General features: G+C 73.7%; 25 protein-coding genes. 15 read left to right on the forward strand and 10 right to left on the reverse strand.

Annotated features, from left to right (window positions below; translation table 11 throughout):
- The first annotated feature begins 92 nt into the window (after positions 1–92).
- Positions 93–1,445, forward strand: a complete 1,353-nt coding sequence (locus tag A6P39_RS31635) for a hypothetical protein (RefSeq protein WP_067048796.1) — start codon at positions 93–95, stop codon at positions 1,443–1,445.
- Positions 1,446–1,485: 40 nt separating this feature from the next.
- Here A6P39_RS31635 and A6P39_RS31640 read toward each other — a convergent pair whose 3' ends face one another.
- The gene (locus A6P39_RS31640; protein ID WP_067048800.1) at positions 1,486–1,902 is read right to left on the reverse strand and encodes a VOC family protein; all 417 of its coding nucleotides are present in this window, start codon (positions 1,900–1,902) and stop codon (positions 1,486–1,488) included.
- A 365-nt stretch (positions 1,903–2,267) separates the two neighbouring features.
- On the opposite strand from A6P39_RS31640, the gene A6P39_RS31645 reads away from it, so the two are divergent.
- The 3 genes from A6P39_RS31645 to A6P39_RS31655 all read left to right on the forward strand — a co-directional run bounded on the left by A6P39_RS31645 (position 2,268) and on the right by A6P39_RS31655 (position 5,341).
- Entirely contained in the window at positions 2,268–3,866 is a 1,599-nt protein-coding gene (locus tag A6P39_RS31645) for an ABC-F family ATP-binding cassette domain-containing protein (RefSeq protein WP_067048803.1), read from the forward strand.
- Between the two features lie 323 nt (positions 3,867–4,189).
- Positions 4,190–4,411: a helix-turn-helix domain-containing protein gene (locus tag A6P39_RS31650; protein WP_004002281.1), complete on the forward strand. Its 222-nt coding sequence runs from the start codon at positions 4,190–4,192 to the stop codon at positions 4,409–4,411.
- 126 nt (positions 4,412–4,537) lie between these two features.
- Complete coding sequence (locus tag A6P39_RS31655; RefSeq protein ID WP_067048806.1) at positions 4,538–5,341, forward strand: enoyl-CoA hydratase/isomerase family protein; 804 nt, start codon at positions 4,538–4,540, stop codon at positions 5,339–5,341.
- A gap of 24 nt (positions 5,342–5,365) precedes the next feature.
- Here A6P39_RS31655 and A6P39_RS31660 read toward each other — a convergent pair whose 3' ends face one another.
- Positions 5,366–6,082: a nucleopolyhedrovirus P10 family protein gene (locus A6P39_RS31660; protein WP_067048809.1), complete on the reverse strand. Its 717-nt coding sequence runs from the start codon at positions 6,080–6,082 to the stop codon at positions 5,366–5,368.
- 87 nt (positions 6,083–6,169) lie between these two features.
- Between A6P39_RS31660 and A6P39_RS31665 the strand changes: the two genes are divergently transcribed.
- From A6P39_RS31665 to amaP, 5 genes are read left to right on the forward strand one after another with little or no spacing between them, the layout of a single operon-like run.
- A complete protein-coding gene (locus tag A6P39_RS31665) occupies positions 6,170–6,640 on the forward strand; it encodes an Asp23/Gls24 family envelope stress response protein (protein WP_067048812.1) in 471 nt (156 codons plus the stop codon).
- A gap of 53 nt (positions 6,641–6,693) precedes the next feature.
- Positions 6,694–6,888, forward strand: coding sequence for a hypothetical protein (locus A6P39_RS31670; RefSeq protein WP_023551711.1), 195 nt, complete (start codon positions 6,694–6,696; stop codon positions 6,886–6,888).
- Between the two features lie 6 nt (positions 6,889–6,894).
- Positions 6,895–7,314 (forward strand): Asp23/Gls24 family envelope stress response protein, encoded by a 420-nt coding sequence (locus tag A6P39_RS31675; protein WP_067048821.1) that lies wholly within the window; start codon positions 6,895–6,897, stop codon positions 7,312–7,314.
- Complete coding sequence (locus A6P39_RS31680; protein ID WP_067048824.1) at positions 7,311–7,922, forward strand: DUF6286 domain-containing protein; 612 nt, start codon at positions 7,311–7,313, stop codon at positions 7,920–7,922. The genes A6P39_RS31675 and A6P39_RS31680 overlap by 4 nt, the downstream gene beginning before the upstream one ends.
- A gap of 5 nt (positions 7,923–7,927) precedes the next feature.
- Positions 7,928–8,509, forward strand: a complete 582-nt coding sequence (amaP, locus tag A6P39_RS31685) for an alkaline shock response membrane anchor protein AmaP (protein WP_067049000.1) — start codon at positions 7,928–7,930, stop codon at positions 8,507–8,509.
- A gap of 18 nt (positions 8,510–8,527) precedes the next feature.
- On the opposite strand, the gene A6P39_RS31690 is transcribed toward amaP, so the two are convergent.
- The 6 genes from A6P39_RS31690 to A6P39_RS31715 all read right to left on the reverse strand — a co-directional run bounded on the left by A6P39_RS31690 (position 8,528) and on the right by A6P39_RS31715 (position 14,267).
- Complete coding sequence (locus tag A6P39_RS31690) at positions 8,528–9,283, reverse strand: SDR family oxidoreductase (RefSeq protein WP_067048827.1); 756 nt, start codon at positions 9,281–9,283, stop codon at positions 8,528–8,530.
- Positions 9,284–9,288: 5 nt separating this feature from the next.
- Positions 9,289–11,073: a glycoside hydrolase family 15 protein gene (locus A6P39_RS31695; protein ID WP_067048830.1), complete on the reverse strand. Its 1,785-nt coding sequence runs from the start codon at positions 11,071–11,073 to the stop codon at positions 9,289–9,291.
- Between the two features lie 80 nt (positions 11,074–11,153).
- On the reverse strand, positions 11,154–11,984 hold the full coding sequence (locus A6P39_RS31700; protein ID WP_067048833.1) for an SURF1 family cytochrome oxidase biogenesis protein: 831 nt from the start codon (positions 11,982–11,984) through the stop codon (positions 11,154–11,156).
- A 63-nt stretch (positions 11,985–12,047) separates the two neighbouring features.
- Entirely contained in the window at positions 12,048–12,281 is a 234-nt protein-coding gene (locus A6P39_RS31705) for a hypothetical protein (RefSeq protein ID WP_067048836.1), read from the reverse strand.
- Between the two features lie 149 nt (positions 12,282–12,430).
- Positions 12,431–13,414, reverse strand: a complete 984-nt coding sequence (locus tag A6P39_RS31710) for a DEDDh family exonuclease (protein ID WP_107304401.1) — start codon at positions 13,412–13,414, stop codon at positions 12,431–12,433.
- 160 nt (positions 13,415–13,574) lie between these two features.
- A complete protein-coding gene (locus tag A6P39_RS31715) occupies positions 13,575–14,267 on the reverse strand; it encodes a TetR/AcrR family transcriptional regulator (protein WP_067048839.1) in 693 nt (230 codons plus the stop codon).
- Between the two features lie 117 nt (positions 14,268–14,384).
- On the opposite strand from A6P39_RS31715, the gene A6P39_RS31720 reads away from it, so the two are divergent.
- From A6P39_RS31720 to A6P39_RS31745, 6 genes are all read left to right on the forward strand, one after another.
- Positions 14,385–15,185, forward strand: coding sequence for an acetoacetate decarboxylase family protein (locus tag A6P39_RS31720; RefSeq protein ID WP_067048842.1), 801 nt, complete (start codon positions 14,385–14,387; stop codon positions 15,183–15,185).
- 5 nt (positions 15,186–15,190) lie between these two features.
- Positions 15,191–16,075: an SDR family NAD(P)-dependent oxidoreductase gene (locus A6P39_RS31725; protein ID WP_067048845.1), complete on the forward strand. Its 885-nt coding sequence runs from the start codon at positions 15,191–15,193 to the stop codon at positions 16,073–16,075.
- A 13-nt stretch (positions 16,076–16,088) separates the two neighbouring features.
- The gene (locus tag A6P39_RS31730; RefSeq protein WP_067048848.1) at positions 16,089–17,399 is read left to right on the forward strand and encodes an amidohydrolase family protein; all 1,311 of its coding nucleotides are present in this window, start codon (positions 16,089–16,091) and stop codon (positions 17,397–17,399) included.
- Positions 17,396–18,625 carry an amidohydrolase family protein gene (locus A6P39_RS31735; RefSeq protein WP_067048851.1) on the forward strand — a complete coding sequence of 410 codons (1,230 nt, stop codon included), beginning with the start codon at positions 17,396–17,398 and terminating at the stop codon, positions 18,623–18,625. Before A6P39_RS31730 ends, A6P39_RS31735 begins: the two co-directional genes overlap by 4 nt.
- 62 nt (positions 18,626–18,687) lie before the next feature.
- Positions 18,688–19,398: a VIT1/CCC1 transporter family protein gene (locus tag A6P39_RS31740; protein ID WP_067048854.1), complete on the forward strand. Its 711-nt coding sequence runs from the start codon at positions 18,688–18,690 to the stop codon at positions 19,396–19,398.
- A 139-nt stretch (positions 19,399–19,537) separates the two neighbouring features.
- Positions 19,538–20,584 carry a zinc-dependent alcohol dehydrogenase family protein gene (locus A6P39_RS31745; RefSeq protein ID WP_067048859.1) on the forward strand — a complete coding sequence of 349 codons (1,047 nt, stop codon included), beginning with the start codon at positions 19,538–19,540 and terminating at the stop codon, positions 20,582–20,584.
- A gap of 61 nt (positions 20,585–20,645) precedes the next feature.
- On the opposite strand, the gene A6P39_RS31750 is transcribed toward A6P39_RS31745, so the two are convergent.
- Both A6P39_RS31750 and A6P39_RS31755 read right to left on the reverse strand, forming a co-directional pair.
- Positions 20,646–21,656: a CopD family protein gene (locus A6P39_RS31750; protein WP_067048862.1), complete on the reverse strand. Its 1,011-nt coding sequence runs from the start codon at positions 21,654–21,656 to the stop codon at positions 20,646–20,648.
- 100 nt (positions 21,657–21,756) lie between these two features.
- Positions 21,757–23,145 carry a CoA transferase gene (locus A6P39_RS31755; RefSeq protein ID WP_067048865.1) on the reverse strand — a complete coding sequence of 463 codons (1,389 nt, stop codon included), beginning with the start codon at positions 23,143–23,145 and terminating at the stop codon, positions 21,757–21,759.
- Positions 23,146–23,354 lie beyond the last annotated feature (209 nt).

The raw sequence follows: 23,354 nt of genomic DNA on the forward strand, positions 1-23,354 counted from the left end.
CCGCCGCCCCCAGAGCTGTGAACCAGCGGCGCCAGCAGCGCCCCTCGCCCCGGCCGCCGGAGGGCACCCCCGCCCCGGCCGAACTGGCCAGAATGGCGCGCACAGGCCTCGCGGGCCCGGTCCGCGTCGCCCGCTGGGCCGACGCCGCCCTAGGCCCCGGCAGCCCGGGCGCCACCGTCGACGGCAAGGCCACCCTCTCCGACCCGACCGCCGAACGCGCCGCCGCCGACCTCGGCCTGAGCGCCGCTCAGGTCCGTGCCCACTGGGACACCGCACGTCTGGCCGGACTGGTCGAGGTGCACGGCGACAACGCGCGCCCCAGCTGGCGGCTGCGCGCCTGGGACCGCGACGAGAGCGCCGTACTGCGCGGCTGGGTCGCCCTCTTCGACGCCTGGTCGCTCGCCTCCCCGGAGCCGGAGGACCACGAGCCGGCCGCCGTCGCCGAGGTCGTCTCGGCCATGCCCCAGGTGCTCTCCTTCCTCCAGCTGTCCGCCGGGCCCGTCCCCGTGGAGCAGCTGCTCGACCTGCTCCAGCAGCGCGTCACCGAACTGCGCACCGAGCGCTGCGAGGTCCCCTACGAGTCCGGCACCGACCGGGCCGGCGGGGCCGGGCCCGTACGGCCGGCCGTGCCGGGGGCCCGGCAGCCGGCCGAGTCCGAGTCCGTGCCCGTGACCGGACAGCCTGCCGGGAACCCGGGCCCGGCGGACCCCGCCCCGGCCGCCGACACCCCGCTCGCCCCCCTCCTCGACTGGGCACTGCACGCCCTCGCCGCCGTCGGCGCCCTGACCTACGGCGACGGCCAGGCCACGCTCACCCCGCTGGGCAGCTGGGCGGTGTGGGTCAAGCTCGAGCAGATCTGCGTCGCCGCGCAGAGTCCCGCCGGCAACATCGAGCAGTCCGCCGAGGACATGCTCCGCGGCTGCGCCCAGCTCCGCCCCAACGCGGCCCGCGCCGAGTACCGCGCGTGGCTGGCCGCCCGGCCCGTCGGCGGCGCCGTCACCGAGCTGATCGAGGCCGCGCGCGGCGAGGACGCGCTGCTGCGCGGCCTGGCCTTCGAGGCGCTGCGCGTCGTCGGCGCCCCCGCCGAGCCCGACGTGCACGGGGTGGTGGACGAGCCGGCCCTCAGGCCCTACGCCTTGCTGTGGCTCGCCGAGCACGACGGGGTCGACCCCGAGGACGCCCACGAGGTCCTCACCCGGGAGGAGGCGACCTGGCTGTGGGTGGACACCGCCGCGGCCGTCGCCGACCACGGGGAGGCGCCGATGCTGGTCCGGCATCTGGAATCCGCGGTGCAGCCCACCGTCCCCCAGCTGCTCGACGAGGTCCGCGCCGTCGGTCACCCGCGCACCGTGCAGGTGCTGGTCGCGCTCGCCGCCGCACACCCCGACCCGGCCCTGGCCAAAGCCGTGCGTCGGGCCGCCTTCCAGGTGCACACCGGCGGATGACGGGGGCGCACCGGCGGCCGGTCGGCGCCGGGCGGCCGGCTCACACGCCGGTCTCGGGGCCGATCTCGGGGGCGTACGTCCCGAAGCTCCAGATGTTGCCCTCGAGGTCCCGGGCCATGTAGTCCCGCCCGCCGTAGTCCTGGTCCGTCGGGGGCATGAGGATCTCCACGCCGTGCTCCAGGGCCCGCTGATGGTGGGCGTCGACGTCGTCCACGACGACGTACACCCCGGCGGGTCCCGCGTCCTTCATCGCCGCGTCGAAGCGGCCGCCGCGGCCCTTGGAGCCGATCATCACCGCGCCGTGGCCCTGGACCAGCTCGGCGTGCATCACCCTGCCGTCCGCCGTCTCGTACAGCGACAGCTCCGTGAAGCCGAGGCCCTCCGTCAGCTGTCTGATCGCCGCCTGCGCGTCCGCGTACAGCAGCGAGGGACAGATGCCCGGCCGTCCACCACCCATGCCTGCCACGCCGATCACTCCTTCGTGAGCTTCGTAGGCCTTCGTACGGCTGCGTACGCCGTTCCCGCGGCGTCCCGTCCAGTCTCGCAGCCGCCACCGACAACGCCTCGGCGCAAGATGCCGCGCCGCCGCGCGCCCCCCGTGCGCCAGCCCGCGGCACGGCGACGACCTGCCGGAACGGGCTCCGGGCGTGCGGAGCGACCGGATCCGAACACGGGGACGTCGCACTGATGTGGTGCGGACGCAGGAAAACCGCTTGCCTGGTCCCGTTAGACTTCTTTCATGGCCATTCTCCTTGCGCATTAGACGGCGGGAACGCCCTCAGCCGCCCACCCGCCCCTACCTGTACGCCCTGGAGTCTGTCCGTGATCTCCGCCTCCGGTATCGAGCTGCGCGCCGGTGCCCGAATCCTCATCGAGAGCGCCACCTTCCGCGTCGCCAAGGGCGACCGCATCGGCCTGGTCGGCCGCAACGGCGCCGGCAAGACCACCCTCACCAAGGTCCTGGCCGGTGACGGCATCCCCGCCGCGGGCACCGTCACCCGCTCCGGCGAGGTCGGCTACCTCCCGCAGGACCCCCGCACCGGTGACCTCGACGTCCTCGCCCGTGACCGCATCCTGTCCGCGCGCGGCCTCGACGTACTGATCCGCAAGATGCGCGAGAACGAGCAGCGCATCGCCAACGGCCAGGGCGCCACCCGCGAGAAGGCGCTCAAGCAGTACGAGCGCCAGGAGACCGAGTTCCTCACCAAGGGCGGGTACGCCGCCGAGGCCGAGGCCGCCACCATCGCCGCCGCGCTCAACCTGCCCGACCGCGTGCTCGGCCAGCCCCTGCACACCCTCTCCGGCGGTCAGCGCCGCCGTATCGAGCTGGCCCGGATCCTGTTCTCGGACGCCGACACCCTGCTGCTCGACGAGCCGACCAACCACCTCGACGCCGACTCGATCGTCTGGCTGCGGGACTACCTGAAGACCTACCGCGGCGGCTTCATCGTGATCTCCCACGACGTCGACCTGGTGGAGACGGTCGTCAACAAGGTCTTCTACCTGGACGCGAACCGGTCCGTGATCGACGTCTACAACATGGGCTGGAAGCTCTACCAGCAGCAGCGCGAGGCCGACGAGAAGCGCCGCAAGCGCGAGCGCGCCAACGCGGAGAAGAAGGCCGCCGCGCTCCACTCCCAGGCGGACAAGATGCGCGCCAAGGCCACCAAGACCGTCGCCGCGCAGAACATGGCCCGCCGCGCGGACAAACTGCTGGCCGGCCTGGACGCCGTCCGCGTCTCCGACAAGGTCGCCAAGCTCCGCTTCCCGGAGCCCGCGCCCTGCGGCAAGACCCCGCTGACGGCCGAGGGCCTGTCGAAGTCGTACGGCTCGCTGGAGATCTTCACCGACGTCGACCTCGCCATCGACAAGGGCTCCAGGGTGGTCATCCTCGGCCTCAACGGCGCCGGCAAGACGACCCTGCTGCGGCTGCTCGGCGGCGTCGAGCAGCCCGACACCGGCGAGGTGATCCAGGGCCACGGCCTCAAGCTCGGCTACTACGCCCAGGAGCACGAGACCCTGGACCCCGCCCGGACCGTCCTGGAGAACATGCGCTCGGCCGCCCCCGACATGGACCTGGTCGAGGTCCGCAAGGTGCTCGGCTCGTTCCTGTTCTCCGGCGACGACGTCGACAAGCCCGCCGGTGTCCTCTCCGGCGGCGAGAAGACCCGCCTCGCCCTCGCCACGCTCGTCGTCTCCTCGGCGAACGTGCTGCTCCTGGACGAGCCCACCAACAACCTCGACCCGGCCAGCCGCGAGGAGATCCTCGGCGCGCTGCGCACCTACAAGGGAGCGGTCGTCCTCGTCACGCACGACGAGGGCGCCGTCGAGGCACTCCAGCCGGAGCGGATCATCCTGCTCCCCGACGGCGTCGAGGACCTGTGGGGTTCCGACTACGCGGATCTCGTCGCCCTGGCGTGATCCACTGCGTATGGATCATTCGGCCGAGCCGTGATCCATCATCTGTGTGAGATCTCCTCGTATCGGGGTGTGTCGTACACGGATTTTCCGGCCGATCCCGTGCGCGCCAAGGGATCGGCCGTTGCGCGTCGCTGACCTGGTACTTCGCGAATCCACCCGTTCGGTCGCATGCGTGCCACTCCTTGGAATCGAATATTCCGCTTGTGGGGATCCGCTCCTGTCGTCACAACGATGTCTCACCGACCTTGCCGAATGGGTGGCCATCCCGCCCAAGAGGGGTGATCATGAGGAGACCAGAGCGCACTTCCCATGAGGAGGCACGGGTGGCCGAGACTCTGAAGAAGGGCAGCCGGGTGACCGGCGCCGCGCGCGACAAGCTCGCGGCAGACCTGAAGAAGAAGTACGACTCCGGTGCGAGCATCCGGGCGCTGGCCGAGGAGACCGGCCGCTCGTATGGCTTCGTACACCGGATGCTCAGCGAGTCGGGCGTCACGCTTCGTGGGCGTGGCGGAGCGACCCGGGGCAAGAAGGCCGCATCGTCCTGACTCCGGGCGGCCCATCGGCTTCGATGGTGGCCACCCGGTCGGCGGTGTGATCGGCCGGGTGGTTACTGTGCAGTCACTTAAGCGTGCCCAGCACGCCTGACAGACCGCACCCATCGGAGGCGCCCCATGGCTTCGGCCGACCAGGACCTCGCTCCTGTACTCGACAAGGACGGCGTACGGCTCACCGTCGACGACGCGCTCGCCACGGTGACGCTGACCAACCCGGCCAAGCGCAACGCGCAGAGCCCCGCCCTGTGGCGGGCGCTCACCGAGGCCGGCCGGCTGCTGCCGGGCTCCGTCCGTGTCGTCGTGCTGCGCGGCGAGGGCAAGTCCTTCTCCGCCGGGCTGGACCGCCAGATGTTCACCCCGGAGGGGATCCCGGGCGAGCCGAACTTCATCGAACTCGCGCGCCGTGACGACGCCGGGCTCGACGCGAGCATCGCCGAGTTCCAGCAGGCGTTCACCTGGTGGCGGCGCAACGACATCGTGTCCATCGCCGCCGTCCAGGGACACGCCATCGGCGCCGGCTTCCAGCTCGCGCTCGCGTGCGACCTGCGGGTCGTCGCGGACGACGTGCAGTTCGCCATGCGCGAGACCAGCCTCGGTCTCGTACCCGACCTGACCGGCACACATCCGCTGGTCGGTCTCGTCGGGTACGCCCGCGCGCTCGAGATCTGCGCCACCGGACGGTTCGTCGGAGCCGAGGAGTCGGTGGCGTCCGGGCTGGCCAGTATCGCCGTGCCCGGCGATCAACTGGACGAGTCCGTACGGGACTTGGCCGCGGCGCTGCTGGCCGCGCCGCGGGATGCGGTGGTGGAGACCAAGGCGTTGCTGCGCGGCGCCTGCGACCGCACCTACGACGAGCAGCGTGCGGCCGAGCGGGCTGCTCAGGCGCGCCGGCTGCGGGATCTGGCCGGCGTCGGGGAATGAGTCCTGTGCCGGCGCGTGCGCCGGTCAGCCGACCGAGGTGATCAACACCGCCACCGTCGGCCGGTCCTCCAGTGCCTCCCGCACGGCCGTGCGGACCCCCCGGGCCACCTCGACGGCCCGGTGGTCCGCGTCGGCCGTCAGTTCCACGCGCGCGTGCCGGTGCGGCAGTGCCGTCGTACCGGCCGTGCGCTCCTGAAGACGTACCCCGCGGCCGAGGACGGCGGTCAGCCCCCGCACGCCCGGGACGGACAGCGCGGCCGTCGCCGCCCGTGCCTCGTCCGGGTCCGAGGGCTCCCCGGCAGGCACCGGCCGCGGAGCGCGTACCTGCCGGGGCGGCTCCGGCGCGTCCAGCAGGTCGGTCACCCGTAGGTCCACCTCCCGCACCACCAGCCCGAGCCGGCGGGTCGCGGCCGCGGCCAGTGTCCGCCGCAGGCGGGACGCCACCGCGGGCAGAGGTTCGGCGGCCGTCGCCGCGAAGTCCGCCGTCAGGCGCAGCGGGCCCGGCGGCAGCGCGGCCGGCGGGGGCGGTACGACCGGCTCGTGCACATCGTCCGGATCGGCGAGCGCGAGCCGTAGCGTGCCCAGGCGCACGCCGGGCAGTTCGTCAGCCGCCGCGCGCTCCACCACGGCCACGGCCGCCCCCTCCGCGATCCACGCGCCGTCACGCGGGCCGCCGAGCGGCAGCAGCCTGCCCAGCCCCACGTGCTGCCGCACCGTCTGTGCCCACCGGTCCGCCGTCATTCCACCAGCCTGCCGTATCCCCGGTGTGCGGGCGGGGAACCGTGCGTACGGTGGTCGGGAGACGACGACCGAAAGGGACGTACGGCGATGACCGACATGACGACGACCCCAGAGGGCGATCACGAGGAGCCGCTGCCGGCCCGCAAGCCCACCCGGCGGGGCACCGGCGACCCGGCGGCCCGCGGACGGACGACCATCGCCGACGGTGTCGTGGAGAAGATCGCCGGGCTCGCGGCCCGGGACGTGGTCGGCGTGCACGCCCTGGGCAGCGGGCTGGCCCGCACCTTCGGCGCCGTGCGCGACCGGGTGCCCGGCGGCTCCAAGTCGGTGACACGGGGCGTCAAGGCCGAGGTCGGCGAGGTGCAGACCGCGCTCGACCTGGAGATCGTCGTCGACTACGGCGTCTCGATCACCGGCGTCGCCCGCGCGGTGCGCGAGAACGTGATCGCCGCCGTGGAGCGCATGACCGGACTCGAGGTCGTCGAGGTCAACATCGCGGTGAGCGACGTCAAGCTGCCCGAGGAAGAGGACGAGGAGCCCGAGCCGCGGATCCAGTGAACAGGCCGGACCCGGCTCCGGATCCCGCACACCGACGAGTTGAGGAGCGCTGCATGAGCATGGCCGTGGTCGGCATGATCGCCGGGATGGCGCTGGGATTCGCCGGGTACTTCGGCGGCTTCGGCGCCTTCCTGCTGGTGGCCGCGCTGGGTGCGATCGGGTTCGTCGCCGGCCGGTTCGCGGAGGGCGACCTGGAGCTGGGCGACTTCTTCCGCACCCGTGACGACCGGCGCGACCGGCGGCGGTGACCGGCGGTGAGCGCCGAGACCGTGGCGGCGCACCCGCACCCGCCGCCGGTGCCGCCGGTGCCGCCGGGCGAGCGGGGTGCCCTGCGGATCGCCGACCGGGTCGTGGCCAAGATCGCCGCGCAGGCCGCCCGTGAGGCACTGCCGCCCCTGCCCGCCGACGCGGCCGCCCCGCACGCCACGGTCGTGGTGCTCCCCGGCTCCCGGCCCGGCCCGAGCGGGGGGAGCACCGCCGAGGCGGCCCGCGTCCGGATCCACCTCGAGCTGGGCTACCCCTGCGACATCGGCGCGCACTGTGCCGCCGTGCGTCGTCAAGTCGCCGAGCGGGTAAGCGCGTTGGTGGACATGGAGGTGCCCGAGGTCGCCGTCCGGATCGAGCGGCTGCATCCGGCACCGGAACCCGGCGCGGTCCATGGGAGGGCACGATGAGCGAGCCACCGGCGACCACCCCGACCCTCGACAAGGCCCCGCCCGCGGCCCCGGCCCCCGCCCGGGGCAGCCGCCGCTTCTGGTCGCCGCGCCGGGTGCCGGCCGCCGTCGTCGCCGTCCTGCTCGTGGCCGGCGCGGGCCTGCTGCTGTACGACGTCGCCGCCGTCCGCGCCCACCGGCCGGCGATGCACTGGCGCCGCGCGCTGGCCCGGCAGCTGGCCGAACGACAGCTGGACGACACCTGGGTACTGGCCGGCGCGGGAGTCGCCGTCGCCCTCGGCCTGTGGCTCGTCGTCCTCGCGGCCACACCCGGCCGGCGCGACCTGCTCCCGATGCGCCGCCCGCACCCCGACGTCCGTGCCGCGCTCCGGCGCGAGGCGGCGGCGCTGCTGCTGCGCGACCGCGCGCTGGACGTGTCGGGGGTCCGCTCGGTACGGGTGCGGATGCGCCGTACGAAGGCCGACGTCCGCGCCGTCTCGCACTTCCGTGACCTGGACGACGTATGCGCCGACCTGGCCCTCGCCCTCGAGGACGCGATCCGGGGCCTCGGCCTGACCCGGCCGCCCACGCTGTCGCTGCGGGTGACCCGGCCCGGGCGGAAGGGGTGACGGCGATGCGTACGGGCCGCCTCAACCGCGTCCTGCTGGCCCTCGTCGGCCTGCTCCTGCTCGTGCTCGGCGGGGCGGTGCTGGCCGTCGGCCTGGGCGCGCCGGTCCCCTCCTGGTGGATCCACACCGGCTCGCACGACGTCCTGCTGACCCGGGCCGAACGCACCCGCTGGCGGCACACCACCTGGTGGTGGCCGGCCGTCCTCGCCGGCCTCGCCGCCGTGGTCCTGCTCGCCCTGTGGTGGCTGACGACGGTCCCGCGCCGCCGCCGGCTGACCGAGATCCTGGTCGACACCGGCGACGGCGACTGCGCCCTCCTGCGCGGCAGGGCCCTGGAATCGGCACTCGCCCAGGAGGCCGTCCAGCAGGAGGGGGTGGCCCACGCCGAGGTCGTCCTGCGCGGCCGTCGCACGGCACCCACGGCAAGGATCTGGCTCCAACTGGAGCCGCACGTGGACCCGTCGACGGCCCTGAACGGCTTCACGACCCAGGCCCTCGCCCACGCGCGCGAGTCGGCACGGCTGGAGTCCCTGCCGGCGGAGGTGAGCCTGAGAGCGGTCAAGCACCGTGCGGAAAGGGTCACTTGACGACAGGACCCCGGGGCACTAGAACCCGTGCCGCATGCCCCCGTCCACCGGCACCATGATCCCGGTCAGATAGGAAGCCGCCGGAGACAGCAGGAACGCCGCAACCCGGCCGAACTCCTCCGGTGCCCCGTACCGCCGCAACGGAATCCGGGCCTCGTTCGCGGCCCGAGTGGCCTCGGGGTCGGCGGACAGCCCGTCCAGCTCGCGCACGCGGTCCGTGTCGATGCGGGCAGGCAGCAGCCCCAGCACCCGGATCCCGCGCGGCCCCAGCTCGTCGGCGAGCGACTTGGCGAACCCGGCGAGCCCCGGCCGCAGCCCGTTGGAGATGGTCAGCGCGGGGATCGGCTCGTGCACCGAGCCGGACAGCACGAACCCGATCACCCCGCCCGGCTCCAGCTCGGCCGCCGCCGCCCGCGCGATCCGCACCGCGCCGAGGAACACCGACTCGAACGCGTCGCGCCACTGCTCGTCGGTGTTGTCCGCGACGAACCCGGGCGGCGGGCCGCCCACGCTCACCAGCACGCCGTCGAAGCCGCCGAAGTGCTCACGGGCGGCCGCGACCAGTTGCTCCGGAGCCTGCGCGTCGGAGTTGTCCACGGCCACGCCCAGCGCGTTCGGGCCCAGTTCGGCGGCGGCGTCGGCGACCCGCTTGCCGTCCCGGCCGCTGATCACGACCTTCGCCCCGTCGGCGACGAGTTCCCGCGCGGCGGCGTTGCCCAGCCCGCGCGTCGCCCCGGTGACGACGTACACCCGGTCCTTCAGTCCAAGATCCATGGTCCCTATCCTGCCTGGTCGCCCCCGAACAGTGTGAGCGCGGTGTTCACCAGGGCGATATGGCTGAAGGCCTGCGGGAAGTTGCCCACCTGGCAGCGCAGGTCCGGGTCGTACTCCTCCGCCAGCAGCCCCACGTCGTTGGTGAGGCCCACCAGCCGCTCGAACAGCCCCCGGGCCTCCTCCTCGCGGCCGGTCGCGTGCAGGGCCTGCGCGAGCCAGAACGAGCAGGCCAGGAAGGCACCCTCGCCGCCCGGCATCCCGTCGACGCCGACCGCGTCGGTGTCGTAGCGGCGCAGGAGGCCGCCGTGGTCCAGGTCCGCGCGGATCGCGTCGACCGTGCCGGTCACGCGCGGATCGTCGGGCGGCAGGAATCCGACGAGGGGGATCATCAGCAGGGCGGCGTCCAGCTCGCGCGAACCGTAGTACTGCGTGAACGTGTTGCGCCGGGGGTCGTAGCCCTGCTCGCACACCTCCCGGTGCACCTCGTCGCGCATGGCCCGCCAGCCGTCCAGATCGCCGCGCAGTTCCGGGTGTTCCTCCAGCGTCCGTACGGCGCGGTCGGCGGCCACCCACACCATCACCTTCGAGTGCACGAACTGGCGCCGGCCGCCGCGCACCTCCCACAGGCCCTCGTCGGGCTGGCGCCAGGCCGACGCCAGGAACTCCATCAGCGAGCGCTGGATCGCCCACATGTGCGGTCTGGTCGGCAGCCCGCCGGCGCGGGCCAGCGACAGCGAGTCCATGACCTCGCCGTACACGTCCAGCTGGAGCTGGTCGACGGCGCCGTTGCCCACCCGCACCGGGGCGGACTGCGCGCAGCCGGGCAGCCAGGGCAGCTCCCACTCCGGCAGCCGTCGCTCGCCGGCCAGGCCGTACATGATCTGCAGCTCCGCCGGGTCGCCCGCGACCGCGCGCACCAGCCAGTCGCGCCAGGCCTCGGCCTCCTTGTGGTAACCGGCCGAGAGCAGGGCGCCGAGGGTGAACGTGGAGTCGCGCAGCCAGCAGTAGCGGTAGTCCCAGTTGCGCACCCCGCCCGGCTCTTCCGGCAGTGAGGTGGTGGCCGCGGCGACGATCCCGCCCGTCGGGGCGTAGGTGAGGGCCTTGAGCGTGATCAGGGACCGCACGAAGGCGTCCCGGTACGGCCCGTCGTAGTGGCAGCGGGAGGCCCAGCGCCGCCAGTCCCGGACACTGGCGCTCAGCGCCTCATGGGGGTCGACGAGCGGGGGACGCGGCTGGTGCGAGGGGTGCCAGGTCAGCACGAACGCGACCTGCTGGCCCTTGGCGACGGTGAACTCGCAGTGGGTGCCGAAGTCCTCGCCCCACATGTCCACGTGGGGATCGGTGCGCAGCCACACCGAGTCCGGCCCGGCCACGGCGACCCGGTGGCCGTCGGAGCGGCGCATCCACGGCACGATCGAGCCGTAGTCGAACCGCAGGCGGAGCGTGCTGTGGACGGTGACGTGCCCGCTGACGCCCTCCACTATGCGCACGACGTCGGGCGCGCGGTCGCGCTGCGGCATCAGGTCGGTGACGCGTACGGTGCCCTCCGCCGTCTCCCACTCGGTGTCGAGGACGAGGGTGTCGGGCCGGTAGGCGCGCCGGGTGCACACACCGGCGCCCTCGGGCGCGATCCGCCAGTGGCCGTGGTTCTCGTCGCCCAGCAGCTTCGCGAAGCAGGCACCGGAGTCGAAGCGGGGCAGACACAGCCAGTCGATCGAGCCGTCCCGGCCGACCAGGGCCGCCGTCTGCTCGTCGCCGATGAGTGCGTAGTCCTCGATGCGCGCGTTCACGGGATGCGGTTTCCCGTGGGGCCTGGGGGCCAATCAGGTGGTGCGCCGGGGGAGTGACGTGTCCCCCCTACGCCCCCGGATCACACGGCGGCCGGTTCCGTCTCCTCGGGCTTCTCCGGCGTGTCGGGCGTGTCGGGTGCCTTCGGCGCGGTCTCGGCCGCCGCGGCTTCCTTCCGGTCGCGGATCTCGCGCCGGACCAGGGACCACCAGCCGAACGGGACGGCCGCGGCGAACAGCCACCACTGGATCATGTACGCGTAGTTCAGCGGGGCGTCCTCGCTGCCCGGGTCGGAGATCTGCTCCGGGGAGCCCGTCTGGGGCCCGGTCTGCTCGATGTATCCGCCGAGCACCTGGGCGCCGAGCCGGTGCGCCTCCTGCCCGCTGCTGATCAGCATGATCTGCCGGTCGGGCAGGCCCTGGACGTTCTTGATGCCGCTCGCCGCGGTCGTCTCGTCGGCCATGAGCCGCCCGGTGACGGTGGTCCTGCCGGCGGGCGGGGCGGGGATCTTCGGGAAGGCGGTCTGGGCGCCGTCCGCGGGGATCCAGCCGCGGTTGACGAGCAGCACCTTGCCGTCGGTGAGGACGAACGGGGTGAGCACGTGGTAGCCGACCTCGCCGTCGGCGTTGGTCCGGCGCCGGACCACTTCCTGCCTGGCGGTGTCGAAGGTGCCGGTCGCGGTGACCGTGCGGTACCTCTCGGTGCGGGTCACGGCGTGTCCCGGAGAGGACAGCTGCTCGACCGGGACCGGCCTCGCGTGCAGCGCGGAGGAGACCAGGTTGTTGCGCGCGGTGCGCTCCTCGTACCGGTGCTGCTGCCAGAAGCCGAGCCGGATCATCGTCGGGATCAGCGCGATCGCGACGAGTGTGAGGATCACCCACTGGACGGACAACAGGAAGCGGTAGCGGTGCACCCCACGACGGTACCTCCGGGCCGTGGGACGCCCTCGGGCGGGTACCCGGGTCGCGCGCCGGGATCACACCCGGTCGACGATCCCCACCTTCCCCGCCTCGCGGGCGCAGTGCGCGCCGCAGTAGAAGCTGCCCTCGGCCTCCACGCCCTGGCCGATGATCGAGACCTTGCACTTCTCGCAGACCGGGGCCATGCCCTTGATCGCACAGGAGAAGCAGTCGAAGACGTGCACCGCGCCCTGTGCGTGGACCTCGAAGGTCATTCCGTAGTCATTGCCGCAAACTTCGCATTTCGCCATGAGCCACAGGGTGGAACGTCACCGGGGAACGGGCGAGCGGCCGCCGGGTGAGTCGTCCGACAATCACCCGTTCGTACGGTCGTGCCGCTCGTAGACGGTCGCGTGTCCCTTGCCGGGCGTCCTTTGCCGGGCGTCCTTGGTCGCCCGTGTCATTCGTCGGCCGGCTCGACGTCCCGCAGCAGCTGTCCGAAGGCGGCCTCGTCGAGGACCGGTGTGCCGAACTGCCGCGCCTTGACCACCTTGGACGTGCCCGAGTCGGGGTCGTTTGTGACCAGCAGGCTGGTCAGCCGGGAGATGCTGGACGCCACATGCAGCCCGGCCTCGGTCGCCCGGTCCTCCAGCAGCTCGCGGTCGACGGAGGTGTCCCCGGAGAACGCCACCCGCATGCCCTGTTTGAGTCGTTTGCCGTCTTCGTACCGCCCGGGGTTGGGGTGAGGGCAGGCGGGCCGCTTCCGGGACGGGCGCCAACTGCCCGGGCGGTAGCCGCCGTAGCCGCCGCTCGACTGCCGGGGCACCGGGCGGTCCGACCACTCCGTCAGCGGCCGGCACTCCAGCAGCGGCAGCCGTACGCCGCCCGCCGCCGCGGCCCGCAGGCTGGGCCGGAACGCCTCCGCCAGCACGCGCGCGTCGTCCAGCGCGTGGTGCGCCCGCTGCTGTACGACGCCGAAGTGCGCCGCCAGCGACTCCAGCTTGAAGTTGGGCAGCGGCAGGTCCAGCTCCTTCGACAGCGCGATGGTGCACAGCCGCTGACGCACCGGCGCCTCGCGCTTCGCGCGCGCGTACTCCCGCGCGATCATCTGCCAGTCGAAGACGGCGTTGTGCGCGACGAGCACCCGGCCGTCCAGCCGCGCGGCGAACTCCTCCGCGATGTCCGCGAACAGCGGTGCCGCTTCGAGCACCTCGCTCGTCAGACCGTGTATCCACACGGGTCCCGGATCGCGCTCCGGGTTGACCAGCGTGTACCAGTGGTCCTCGACCTCGCCGCGCTCGTCCAGCCGGTAGACGGCGGCCGAGATGATCCGGTCGTCCCGGGCCAGGCCGGTGGTCTCCACGTCAACGACCGCGTATCCCTTCGGATACGCGGTCGGCCACTGGGTGGGGGAGGACACTGCGGTCGCACGGTCTTCGAGCATGGTCACTGAGGATACGGGCCAGGACTGACAGCGGGGTCCCGCAGGTGCCGGTCGCGACCGCCGGGCTCCGCCCGCACGCTCGGGTGCCGCACGCGCGTGCGTGCCCCGCGCCCCTGAAGCGGCCGTCACGCGTGCGTGCTGGGCCCGCCTGAAGCGGCCGTCACGCGTGCGTGCCGGGCCCGTGCTCTTCGGGCGGCCCGGCCGGGTGGGCGTGCGGGTGAGGAGGGTGCTGCGGCAGCAGGGACCGCACCAGCGCGCGTAGGGACGTCACGAACAGCCGCTCCGTGTCCACCGGGCGGGCCAGCGCACGGGCCAGCGCCGGATCGTCCCCGGTGGTCTCGGCACCCCACAGTTCCTCCTCGCCGGGATGCTGTGCCGGGGCCCGCTCGCGGTTGCGCTCCACCAGCACGTGCCCGACGACCTGGAACTGCACGGCCCGGACGAACTCGGCCGCCCGGGCGCCGCGCAGCCCGGCCGCGTGCGCCTCGCGCACCAGGACCCGCTGGGCGGGCAGGAACATCCGGTCGGTCAGCCCCCGCTCGTGCACCAGGGCCACCAGATGCGGATGGCCGCGCAGTTGCCGGCGCAGGGCGCGCGCGACGCCGGTCACGCGCTGCTCGGGGGTGCGTCCGGACGCGCGGATCTCGCCCAGTTCGGCCACGGTCCGCTCCACCAGGGCGTCGAGCAGCGCCTCACGGCCGCCCACGTGCCAGTAGATCGACGTCACCGCCGTCCCCAGTTCGGCGGCGAGCCTGCGCATGGTGAGCGCGTCCGCCCCGTGCTCCTTCACCAGGACCGCCGCGGCCTCCAGCACCGCCTCCCGGGTCAGCGTGCCCCGCGCCTCGATCGTCATGATCCCCCAACTCCCGTCCGTACGCGTGTCTTTACCCCTCACGAGGACTGCTGTAACTGTGTTACAGATGACGGCCCGTCAGGGAGCGGGCGTGCCGGAAGAAGGGCGGTACGGCGTATGGCACGTGCACGCGTACGGTACGGCGCACGGACCGAGCGGGAGATCGCCGCCACGCGCGGCGCGAGCGCGCGGCTTCCCGGGATCTGGTCCACCGGAGTGGTGGCCGTCTGGGAGAGCGACCCGGACGCCGTCGCGGCGGTGCTGCCGCCGCCCCTCAAACCCACCGGCCACCCGCTCGTCCGGGTGAACATCAGCAAGGTCGACCTGCCCGGACACCCGCTCGGCGCCGGCTCGTTCGCGGTCGCCGCCGCCCACGGCACGGTCGAGGGCTGGTACCCGCTGGTCATGCCGATGACCCAGGAGCGGGCCCTCACCGGCGGGCGCGAGGTCTTCGGCGAGCCCAAGAAACTCGGCGAGGTGACGGTCGAGCGCGACGGCCCCTCCGTGCGCGCGGCCCTGGCCCGGCACGGCATCGCCTTCGTCGAGGTGCGCGGCGCGGTCGGCGGCGACCTGCCCGTGCCCGGGCCCGCCCCGAGGACCGACTTCTACTTCAAGTTCCTTCCCGCCGTGGACGGTTCCGGCTTCGACACCGACCCGGTCCTCGTGCACTGCGTGCGCCACGAAAGGGTGCGCCGGCTGGAGCGGATCACCGGCGAGGTCGTCCTGCGCGAGTCGCCGTACGACCCGGTGGCCGACCTGCCGGTGCTGCGCCTGCGTGAGATCACCATCGGTGAGAAGACCAGCGACCAGAGCGGCCGGGTCGCCGAACGCGTCGACGCCCGGGCCCTGCTGCCGTACGTCCACCAGCGGTACGACGATCCGCTCCAGGCCCACGACGCACCGCCCGAGGGGAGCTGAACGGCATGGACCTGTGCACCGGACAGGTCGCCGTCGTCACGGGCGCGGCGAGCGGGATCGGGCTCGCGATAGCCCGGCGGTTCGCGGCCGAGGGTCTGAAGGTGGTCCTCGCCGACGTGGAGGAGGCCGCCCTCGACAAGGCCGCGGCCGGCCTGCGGGCCGAGGGCGCCGACGTGTACGCGCGCGTGGTCGACGTCGGCGAGCGCGCCCAGGTCATGGAGCTGGCCGAGGCGGTGTACGACACCTACGGCGCGGTGCACGTCCTGTGCAACAACGCGGGCGTCGGCTCCGGTGCCGAGGGCCGGATGTGGGAGCACGACCCGAACGACTGGCGTTGGGCGTTCGCCGTCAACGTGTGGGGCGTCTTCCACGGTGTCCAGGCGTTCGTTCCACGGATGATCAACTCGGGTCAACCCGGTCATGTCGTCAACACGTCCTCCGGCGACGGCGGGATCGCGCCGCTGCCGACCGCCTCCGTGTACGCGGTCACCAAGGCGGCCGTCGTCACCCTGACCGAGTCCCTGTACGCCCACCTGAAGGCCGAGCACGCGTGCGTGGACGCCTCGGTGCTCTTCCCGGGCCCGCACATGCTGCGCACCGGCCTGTGGGAGTCGCACCGCAACCGCCCGGCCCGCTATGCCAAACAGCGCCCGCGCCGCACCCCTTACCGCAGCCTCGACCAGTGGGAGGCGGCGATGCGCGCGGCCGGCAAGGAGGTCCGCTTCACGCCCGTCGAGGAGGTCGCCGAGCTGGTCGTGGCCGGCATCCGCGACGGCCGTTTCTGGCTGCTGCCGGCCGGCGGGCACAGCGACGCCCAGATCCGCGCGCGGGCCCGCTCGATGCTGGACCGGGCGAACCCGTCGTACCTCGAAAGCTTCGTCCTGGACTGAGAGGGGGACTGTGATGACCGAACAGGACCCGTATCTGATCATCTCCTCCGACTGTCACGCCGGGCTGCCCACCGAGGAGTACCGGCCCTACCTGGAGTCCCGTTTCCACCGGGACTTCGACGACTTCCTCGCGGGCCAGGGCCGGCGCCGCGAGGAGATGACCCGGCTCGGCATCCGCAACGAGTCGTTCGCGGCCCAGTGGTTCGAGGACAACGAGGAGGGCCTGCGCGGCGGCTGGGACACCGCGCAGCGGCTCAAGGAACTGGACGGGGACGGCGTGGCCGCCGAGGTGGTCTTCCCGGACGCCGACGCCGTCGACAGCCGCACCGCGGCCCCCTTCGGCGTCGGCCTCGGCCTGAGCGGCGACCAGGACCCGGAGCTGGGCATGGCGGGCGCGAAGGCGCACAACCGCTGGCTCGCGGACTTCGTGTCCGAGCACCCCGAACGGCACTGCGGAGTCGCCCTGTTGCCGGTCACCGGCGAGGTGTCCGGGGCCGTCGCCGAGATCCACCGTGCCAAGGAGTCCGGCCTGGGCGCCCTGATGATCCCTTCGATGTGGGCGGACAAGGAGCCGTACCACGACCGCCGCTACGACCCCGTCTGGGCGGCCGCCGCCGAGTGCGCGATGCCGGTGCTCACCCACTCCGGCGCCGCCCCGCGCGAGGAGTACGGCGACCACCTCGGCATCTATGTGAGCGAGGTGACCTGGTGGCCGGCCCGGCCGCTGTGGTTCCTGCTCTGGTCCGGAGTCTTCGAGCGTCACCCCGGGCTGCGCTTCGGAGTCGCCGAGTCCGGCTGCTGGTGGCTGCCGAACCTGCTGTGGTTCATGGACCGCCTCTACCTCGGCGCGCACGGCGGCAAGAAGCTCTCGCCGTTCGAGGCGCTGCGGCGCCCGCCGCACGAGTACCTGGACCGGCAGATCTTCGTCTGCGCCACCAACACCAAGCGGCGCGAGCTGGCCCAGCGCTACGAGATCGGCGTCGACAACATCCTCTGGGGCAGCGACTTCCCGCACCCCGAGGGCACCTGGCCCGACACGCGCGCGTGGCTGCGCCGCACCTTCCATGACATCCCCGTGACCGAGACCCGCCGCATGCTCGGTCTCACCGCGGCCGACGTCTTCGGCTTCGACGTCGGCAGGCTCACGTCCCTGGCCCGCCGCATCGGCCCGACCCCCGCCGACCTCGGCCAGGCCGAGGACCAGGCGGGCGTCGAGGCGTCCTGGGCGCGCTCGCGCGAGACCGGCCGGCACTGGCTGACGGACCAGGACTTCCCCGTGCTGGGGACCGATGCCGGCCGCCCGGCACCGGGGGCGCGCCGATGAACGACGACCGGTACACGGTGATCTCCGCCGACTGCCACGCGGGCGCCGACCTGCTGGACTACAAGCCGTACCTGGAACAGCGGTACCACGACGACTTCGACGCCTGGGCGGCCACCTACGTCAACCCCCACGAGGACCTGCTGGCCGACTGTGCCGAACGCAACTGGAACTCCGAGCGGCGCCTCGCCGAGCTGGAGGCCGACGGGATCGTCGCCGAGGTGATCTTCCCGAACACCATCCCGCCGTTCTTCCCGTCCGGCTCGCTCATGACCCAGCCGGCCGGCCCCGAGGACTTCGCACGCCGCTGGGCCGGCCTGCGCGCCCACAACCGCTGGCTCGCGGACTTCTGCGCCGCCGCGCCGGGCCGCCGGGCGGGCGTCTTCCAGATCCTCCTCGGGGACGCCGAGGAGGCCGCCAAGGAGATCCGACGGGCCGCCTCGGCGGGCCTGAAGGGCGGCCTGATGCTGCCCGGCACCCCGCCCGGCTCCGGCCTGCCCGAGCTGTACTCGCGGACGTACGACCCGATCTGGGCCGCCTGCGCGGAACTCGGCGTCCCCGTCAACCACCACGCGGGCTCGGCCTCCCCGCCGCTCGGCGAGGAACCGGCCGCCCGCGCGGTGTTCATGGTGGAGACGACCTGGTTCTCCCACCGCGCCCTGTGGCACCTGGTGTTCGGCGGCGCCTTCGGCCGTCACCCGGAGCTGAAACTCGTCCTGACCGAGCAGGGCTCCGGCTGGATCCCCGGCGTGCTCGGCATGCTGGACTACTACCACGGCCGGCTGGTCGCGGCGGGCACGCGGGCCGGCACCGCAGAGGCCCGGTTCGGTGCCGGGCTGGCCGAGGGCATGGGCGCGGCGCCCTCCCGGGCCTGGCGGGACCACTGCTTCGTCGGCGCCAGCTTCATGCGCCCCCACGAGGTGCCGCTGCGCGACCGCATCGGCGTCGACAAGATCATGTGGGGCAGCGACTACCCGCACGACGAGGGCACGTTCCCCTACACCCGCGAGGCCCTGCGGTACGCCTGCGCCGGCGTCCCGCGCGTGGAGCTGGCGGCCATGCTCGGCGGCAACGCGGCCCGCGTCTACGGCTTCGACCTCGCCCTCCTGGACCCCGTCGCGGCGAAGGTCGGCCCGAGGGTCGCGGAGGTCGCCGAGCCGCTGACCGAGCCGCCGGCCGACGCCACCAGCCCGGTGTTCGCCCGGGGCGCGTCGGTCCGGGTGTGGTGAGGCCGGCCCCGGGGGAGCGTCGGTACGGCGCGAGCGGCCCCGTGAGTGCGATCCTCCCTGCTGTGACGGAATCCATCCATGAGGAGGCTCACGGCGGCGCGCTCGGCTCGCGGCTGAACTGGCTGCGTGCCGCCGTGCTCGGCGCGAACGACGGCATCGTCTCCACCGCGGGGATCGTCGTCGGCGTGGCAGGCGCCACCGACGACCGGGCCACCCTGCTCACCGCCGGACTCGCCGGACTGCTCGCCGGATCCATGTCGATGGCGGCCGGCGAGTACGTCTCCGTCTCCACCCAGCGGGACTCCGAGATGGCCGCGCTGGCCGTGGAGAGCCGCGAACTGTGCGAGCAGCCCGAGGCCGAACTGCAGGAGCTGACCCAGCTGCTGCAAGAGCGCGGCCTGACCCGGGAGGTGGCCCGGGAGGCTGCCGAGCAGCTCACCGCGCGGGACGCGCTTCGGGCCCACGCGCGCGTGGAACTCGGCATCGATCCGGAGGCGCTGACCAACCCCTGGCACGCGGCCTGGGCGAGCTTCCTCGCGTTCACCGTGGGCGCGCTGCTGCCGCTGCTGGCCATCGTGCTGCCCCCGGCCGGCTGGCGGCTGCTCGTCACCGTCGTCTCCGTACTGGCCGCGCTCGTCCTCACCGGCTGGACCAGCGCCCGCCTCGGCGCGGCGGACCCCGGGCGCGCCATGCTGCGCAACGTGGTGGGCGGAGCGCTGGCCATGGGGGTCACCTACGCGGCGGGCAGCCTGCTGGGCGCGGCGGGCGTCTGACCGGCGGGCCGGACGGCGGCAGCGGCACAGGGGGGAGCACCCCTCGGCGCGCGGGGCGCGGGGGCGGCGGCGTACCGTGAGGTGCGCTCGACCACCCCCTGAGCGCACCGCACGACCCCGCACGAGAAGGACCCTCGCCATGCGCGCCACCACCATCCACGCCCCGTACGACATGCGCGTGGAGGACGTCCCCGAGCCCGTGGTGCAGCTGCCCACCGACGCCGTCGTGCGCGTGCTGCGCGCCTGCATCTGCGGCAGCGACCTGTGGGCCTACCGCGGCGAGGCGGCCCGTCAGCCGGGGCAGCGCATCGGGCACGAGTTCCTCGGCGTCGTCGAGGAGACCGGCTCCGAGGTGAGCACGGTCCGGCGCGGTGACCTGGTGGTCGCGCCCTTCATGTGGTCCGACGGCGTGTGCGACTACTGCCGCGAGGGCCTGACGACGTCGTGCGAGCACGGCGGCTTCTGGGGCTCCGTCGGCTACGACGGCGGCCAGGGCGAGGCCGTGCGTGTGCCGTTCGCCGACGGCACCCTCGTCCGGCTGCCCAAGGAAGCGGCCTCGGACGACCACCTGCTGTCCGCCCTGCTGACCCTCTCCGACGTGCTCGGCACCGGCCACCACGCCGCCCTCGGCGCGGGCGCCCGGCCCGGTGCCACGGTCGCCGTGGTCGGTGACGGCGCGGTCGGCCTGTGCGCCGTGCTGGCCGCCAAGCGGCTGGGTGCCGAGCGGATCATCGCGCTCGGCCGGCACGAGGTCCGCACCGGTATCGCGCGCCGCTTCGGCGCCACCGACGTCGTCGCCGAGCGCGGGGAGGCGGCGGTCGAGGCCGTCCGCGAGCTGACCCGCGGGCAGGGCGCGCACGCCGTCGTGGAGGCCGTCGGCACCGAGCAGTCCATGCGGACGGCCGTCAACATCACCCGCGACGGCGGCGCGATCGGCTTCGTCGGCGTGCCGCACGGCAGCGGCACCGGCCTGGACCTCAGCATCATGTTCGACCGGAACATCGCCCTGCGCGGCGGCGTCGCCCCGGTCCGCGCCTACATCCCCGACCTGCTCCCCGACGTCCTGGACGGCACGATCGACCCCTCCCCGGTGTTCGACATGACCGTCGGCATCGAGGGCGTGCCCGAGGGCTACAAGGCCATGGACGAGCGCACCGCCCTCAAGGTGCTCGTCACCAACGGCTGAACCGGCACCGCGGTCAACATCACGATCAACATCACGATCAACGCTTGATCAAGGCTGGTCGTCATGTCCAGCGGATCGGCAGCGGCAGCGCCGTGAGCAGACCCGAGACCGCCACCACCGCGCCCAGGGCGACCACCTCGGCCCGCGCGGGCGCGGACGCGGCCAGCGGATCGGACGCGCGCCGCAGCCGGAGCCGCGCCCACAGGGCGAGCAGGGCGACGACGGCGACCAGGACGACCTTGGCCAGCAGGGCGCGTCCGTACGCCGTCGTCGTCAGCTGGTCCAGGAGCGTGGCCGACGGCATCCGCCGCAGCGCGCTGCACACGCCCGTCACCGTGATGGCCGCGAGCAGGACGAGCGCGACGCGCGCGTAGCGGCCGAGCAGCGCGGCCCCCGCCGGATGACCGGGCCACGCCCTGAGCGTGCGCAGGGCGTACGGCAGACCGCCGGCCCACAGCGCCGCGCACGTCAGATGCACCAGAGTCAATGCCGAGCCGGTCAGCGGGTTCTGCTCGGTCGTGGGATGCGCGCGCAGCGCCTCCGCGGCCACCACCGCGGCCAGCGGCCACACCTGCACCGCCGGGCGCCGGGAGAACGCGCACAGGGCCGCCAGCAGGAAGCCGTTGACCTCCAGCAGCGCCAGCCTGCCGTCGCGGGAGCCGTACAGGCCGCCGATGTCGATCTGGCCCAGGCCGTGCGGGATCAGATCGCCGGCGGACACCACCGAGGCGAGCGCCAGCGCGGCGGCGAAACCGGCCGGGGCGGTGAACCGCGCCCAGCTGCGCGGGCGCCCGGGCGGTGCGCCGGGCAGGCGCCGGGCGAGCCGGAGTACGAACAGCTCGCCCAGCGGCACGCTCAGCGCGACGAACAGCACCGCGCGCAGCAGGCCGATACCGCCCGTCCCCGGCGCGGCGGCCTCCCCGGTGCCGTGCAGCGCCACCGGGGGCCCGAGCAGCGGGATCAGGGCACCCAGCGCCGTCAGGACCAGGAGGGCGGCGGCCCGGCGGGGGCCCGGCCGCACGCCGGGCCCGCCCTCGTCGGACCCCTCGGCGGCCGGTCGCATCAGACTCACCCCGAGATCTTCGCCAGACACCGCAGAACCGGGCAAGTACCGGAAAACAATTGACAGTTCGGCATTCCGTGCAATTGCGCTTTCCCGGCCGCCCGCGCGGTCACCGCCAGGCGGCCGGATCCGAGCCGGCGGGCACCGGAGGCCGCGCCCAGTCGGCGGGGCCGCCCGCGAAGGACACCGGAGGCAGGGCGTGCCGCAGCCGGCCGAGCGGGCCGGCCGTCTCGGCCAGCCAGGGGCCGGGACCCTCGTACGGCGTGCCGGTGGCCGCGGCCGGCCGGATCCCGTCCGTCAGCCAGTACGCGGTCCGGGCCAGCGCCAGCCGCACCGACCGGCCGCCGCCGTCGTACGACTGCTCGGTCAGCGCACGCAGGACGGCCGCCGCCAGCAGATAGCCGGTGCCGTGGTCCAGCGCCTGCGCGGGCAGCGCGCCGGGCTCTTCGGCCGAGCCCTCGGCCGCCGCTATGCCGGTCGCGACCTGCACCAGGCTGTCGAAGCCGCGCCGGGCGCCCCAGGGCCCGTACGCGCCCCACGCCGAGACCTGCGCCACGACCAGTCCGGGCCTGCGTTCCGCCAGCGCCTGCGCAGAGAGCCCGAACCGGTCGAGGGAGCCGGGCCGGTACCCGGTGACGACGACGTCCGCCGAGGCCAGCAGTTCCTCGAAGGTGTCCCGGTCGGTGCGCAGGTCGAGCGTGGCGGACCGCTTGCCGAAGCCGGTGTCGGCGTGCTGGTCGGGCAGTTCGGGCAGCCAGGGCGCGTCCAGGCGCAGCACGTCCGCGCCCAGCAGGGCGAGAGTGCGGGTGGCGACGGGGCCGGCGAGGACCCGGGTCAGGTCCAGGACGCGCAGCCCGGCGGCGGGCAGCAGGGCAGTCGCGCCGGGGTCGAGCGGGGCGAGCACGCGCGCGTGCGCGGCGTCCAGGCGTTCGCGCTCGACCAGCGGACGTGCGACCGCCTCGGCGGCCTGCTCATGGGCCGCCCACTCCTTCGGGGTGCGCAGGGCCACGGCGAGGCCGCCGGCGCCGTACACCGCCTCCTCCACCTCCAGGGCGGGCCGCTCGGCGAGCCGGGCAGCGGCCTCCTGGACCGAGGCGTCCGGCGGCAGGCCCAGCGCGCCGAGCAACCGGGCCCGGTGGTGCGGGTAGTTGGCGTGGGTGCGCACCCAGCCGTCGGCCGTCCGCCAGAACCGGGACAGCGGCGCGAAGACGACCGGGGCCCGCCCGTCGACCAGCAGATGCCGCTCACTGTGGAAGGCGGTCGCGACGGCGCCGTCGTCGACCCGGACGGCGGGGACCTCGGCGCGTCCGGTCCGGCGGGCCGCCAGCTCCGCCGCGGCCAGCGCGCAGGCGCCGGCACACGCGCGTGCCAGCTGCCGTACGGGAAGGCGCGCCGGGAGGGTGCCGGGGCGCTCGACCGTCGTCACCCGGGAGAGGAGGGCGGGATCGCCGCCCAGCGCAGCCCACGCGGACGCGATGTCTGTCGCGATGTCTGTCATGACTACACTATGCATTATTGATTGATCAATGTTGATTGAATCAACCTGAGGTGGGATGCGAAACCGCCCGAGACGCGGATGGTGCTCGGGCAGGTACATGACAGATGGCGCACGGTGAAGCCATCCCGCCAGTCGCTGATCACCAATGACTTGGCAATGACTCAACAAGACCGCTTGCGGATCCAGCTCATAGGACTTGAACCGGTCCG

The sequence above is a fragment of the Streptomyces sp. FXJ1.172 genome (assembly GCF_001636945.3).
Lineage (GTDB): Bacteria > Actinomycetota > Actinomycetes > Streptomycetales > Streptomycetaceae > Streptomyces.

Excerpts from the sequence above, each read along its gene's own strand:
- A6P39_RS31665 (WP_067048812.1), top strand. The coding sequence starts at position 6,170 with ATGACCGACATGACGACGACCCCAGAGGGCGATCACGAGGAGCCGCTG.
- A6P39_RS31640 (WP_067048800.1), bottom strand. The coding sequence starts at position 1,902 with ATGGGTGGTGGACGGCCGGGCATCTGTCCCTCGCTGCTGTACGCGGAC.
- A6P39_RS31690 (WP_067048827.1), bottom strand. The coding sequence starts at position 9,283 with ATGGATCTTGGACTGAAGGACCGGGTGTACGTCGTCACCGGGGCGACG.
- A6P39_RS31680 (WP_067048824.1), top strand. The coding sequence starts at position 7,311 with ATGAGCGAGCCACCGGCGACCACCCCGACCCTCGACAAGGCCCCGCCC.
- A6P39_RS31715 (WP_067048839.1), bottom strand. The coding sequence starts at position 14,267 with ATGACGATCGAGGCGCGGGGCACGCTGACCCGGGAGGCGGTGCTGGAG.
- A6P39_RS31755 (WP_067048865.1), bottom strand. The coding sequence starts at position 23,145 with ATGACAGACATCGCGACAGACATCGCGTCCGCGTGGGCTGCGCTGGGC.
- A6P39_RS31735 (WP_067048851.1), top strand. The coding sequence starts at position 17,396 with ATGAACGACGACCGGTACACGGTGATCTCCGCCGACTGCCACGCGGGC.
- A6P39_RS31745 (WP_067048859.1), top strand. The coding sequence starts at position 19,538 with ATGCGCGCCACCACCATCCACGCCCCGTACGACATGCGCGTGGAGGAC.
- A6P39_RS31725 (WP_067048845.1), top strand. The coding sequence starts at position 15,191 with ATGGACCTGTGCACCGGACAGGTCGCCGTCGTCACGGGCGCGGCGAGC.
- A6P39_RS31660 (WP_067048809.1), bottom strand. The coding sequence starts at position 6,082 with ATGACGGCGGACCGGTGGGCACAGACGGTGCGGCAGCACGTGGGGCTG.
- A6P39_RS31730 (WP_067048848.1), top strand. The coding sequence starts at position 16,089 with ATGACCGAACAGGACCCGTATCTGATCATCTCCTCCGACTGTCACGCC.
- A6P39_RS31655 (WP_067048806.1), top strand. The coding sequence starts at position 4,538 with ATGGCTTCGGCCGACCAGGACCTCGCTCCTGTACTCGACAAGGACGGC.
- A6P39_RS31710 (WP_107304401.1), bottom strand. The coding sequence starts at position 13,414 with ATGCTCGAAGACCGTGCGACCGCAGTGTCCTCCCCCACCCAGTGGCCG.
- A6P39_RS31705 (WP_067048836.1), bottom strand. The coding sequence starts at position 12,281 with ATGGCGAAATGCGAAGTTTGCGGCAATGACTACGGAATGACCTTCGAG.
- A6P39_RS31670 (WP_023551711.1), top strand. The coding sequence starts at position 6,694 with ATGAGCATGGCCGTGGTCGGCATGATCGCCGGGATGGCGCTGGGATTC.
- amaP (WP_067049000.1), top strand. The coding sequence starts at position 7,928 with ATGCGTACGGGCCGCCTCAACCGCGTCCTGCTGGCCCTCGTCGGCCTG.
- A6P39_RS31720 (WP_067048842.1), top strand. The coding sequence starts at position 14,385 with ATGGCACGTGCACGCGTACGGTACGGCGCACGGACCGAGCGGGAGATC.
- A6P39_RS31635 (WP_067048796.1), top strand. The coding sequence starts at position 93 with ATGGCGCGCACAGGCCTCGCGGGCCCGGTCCGCGTCGCCCGCTGGGCC.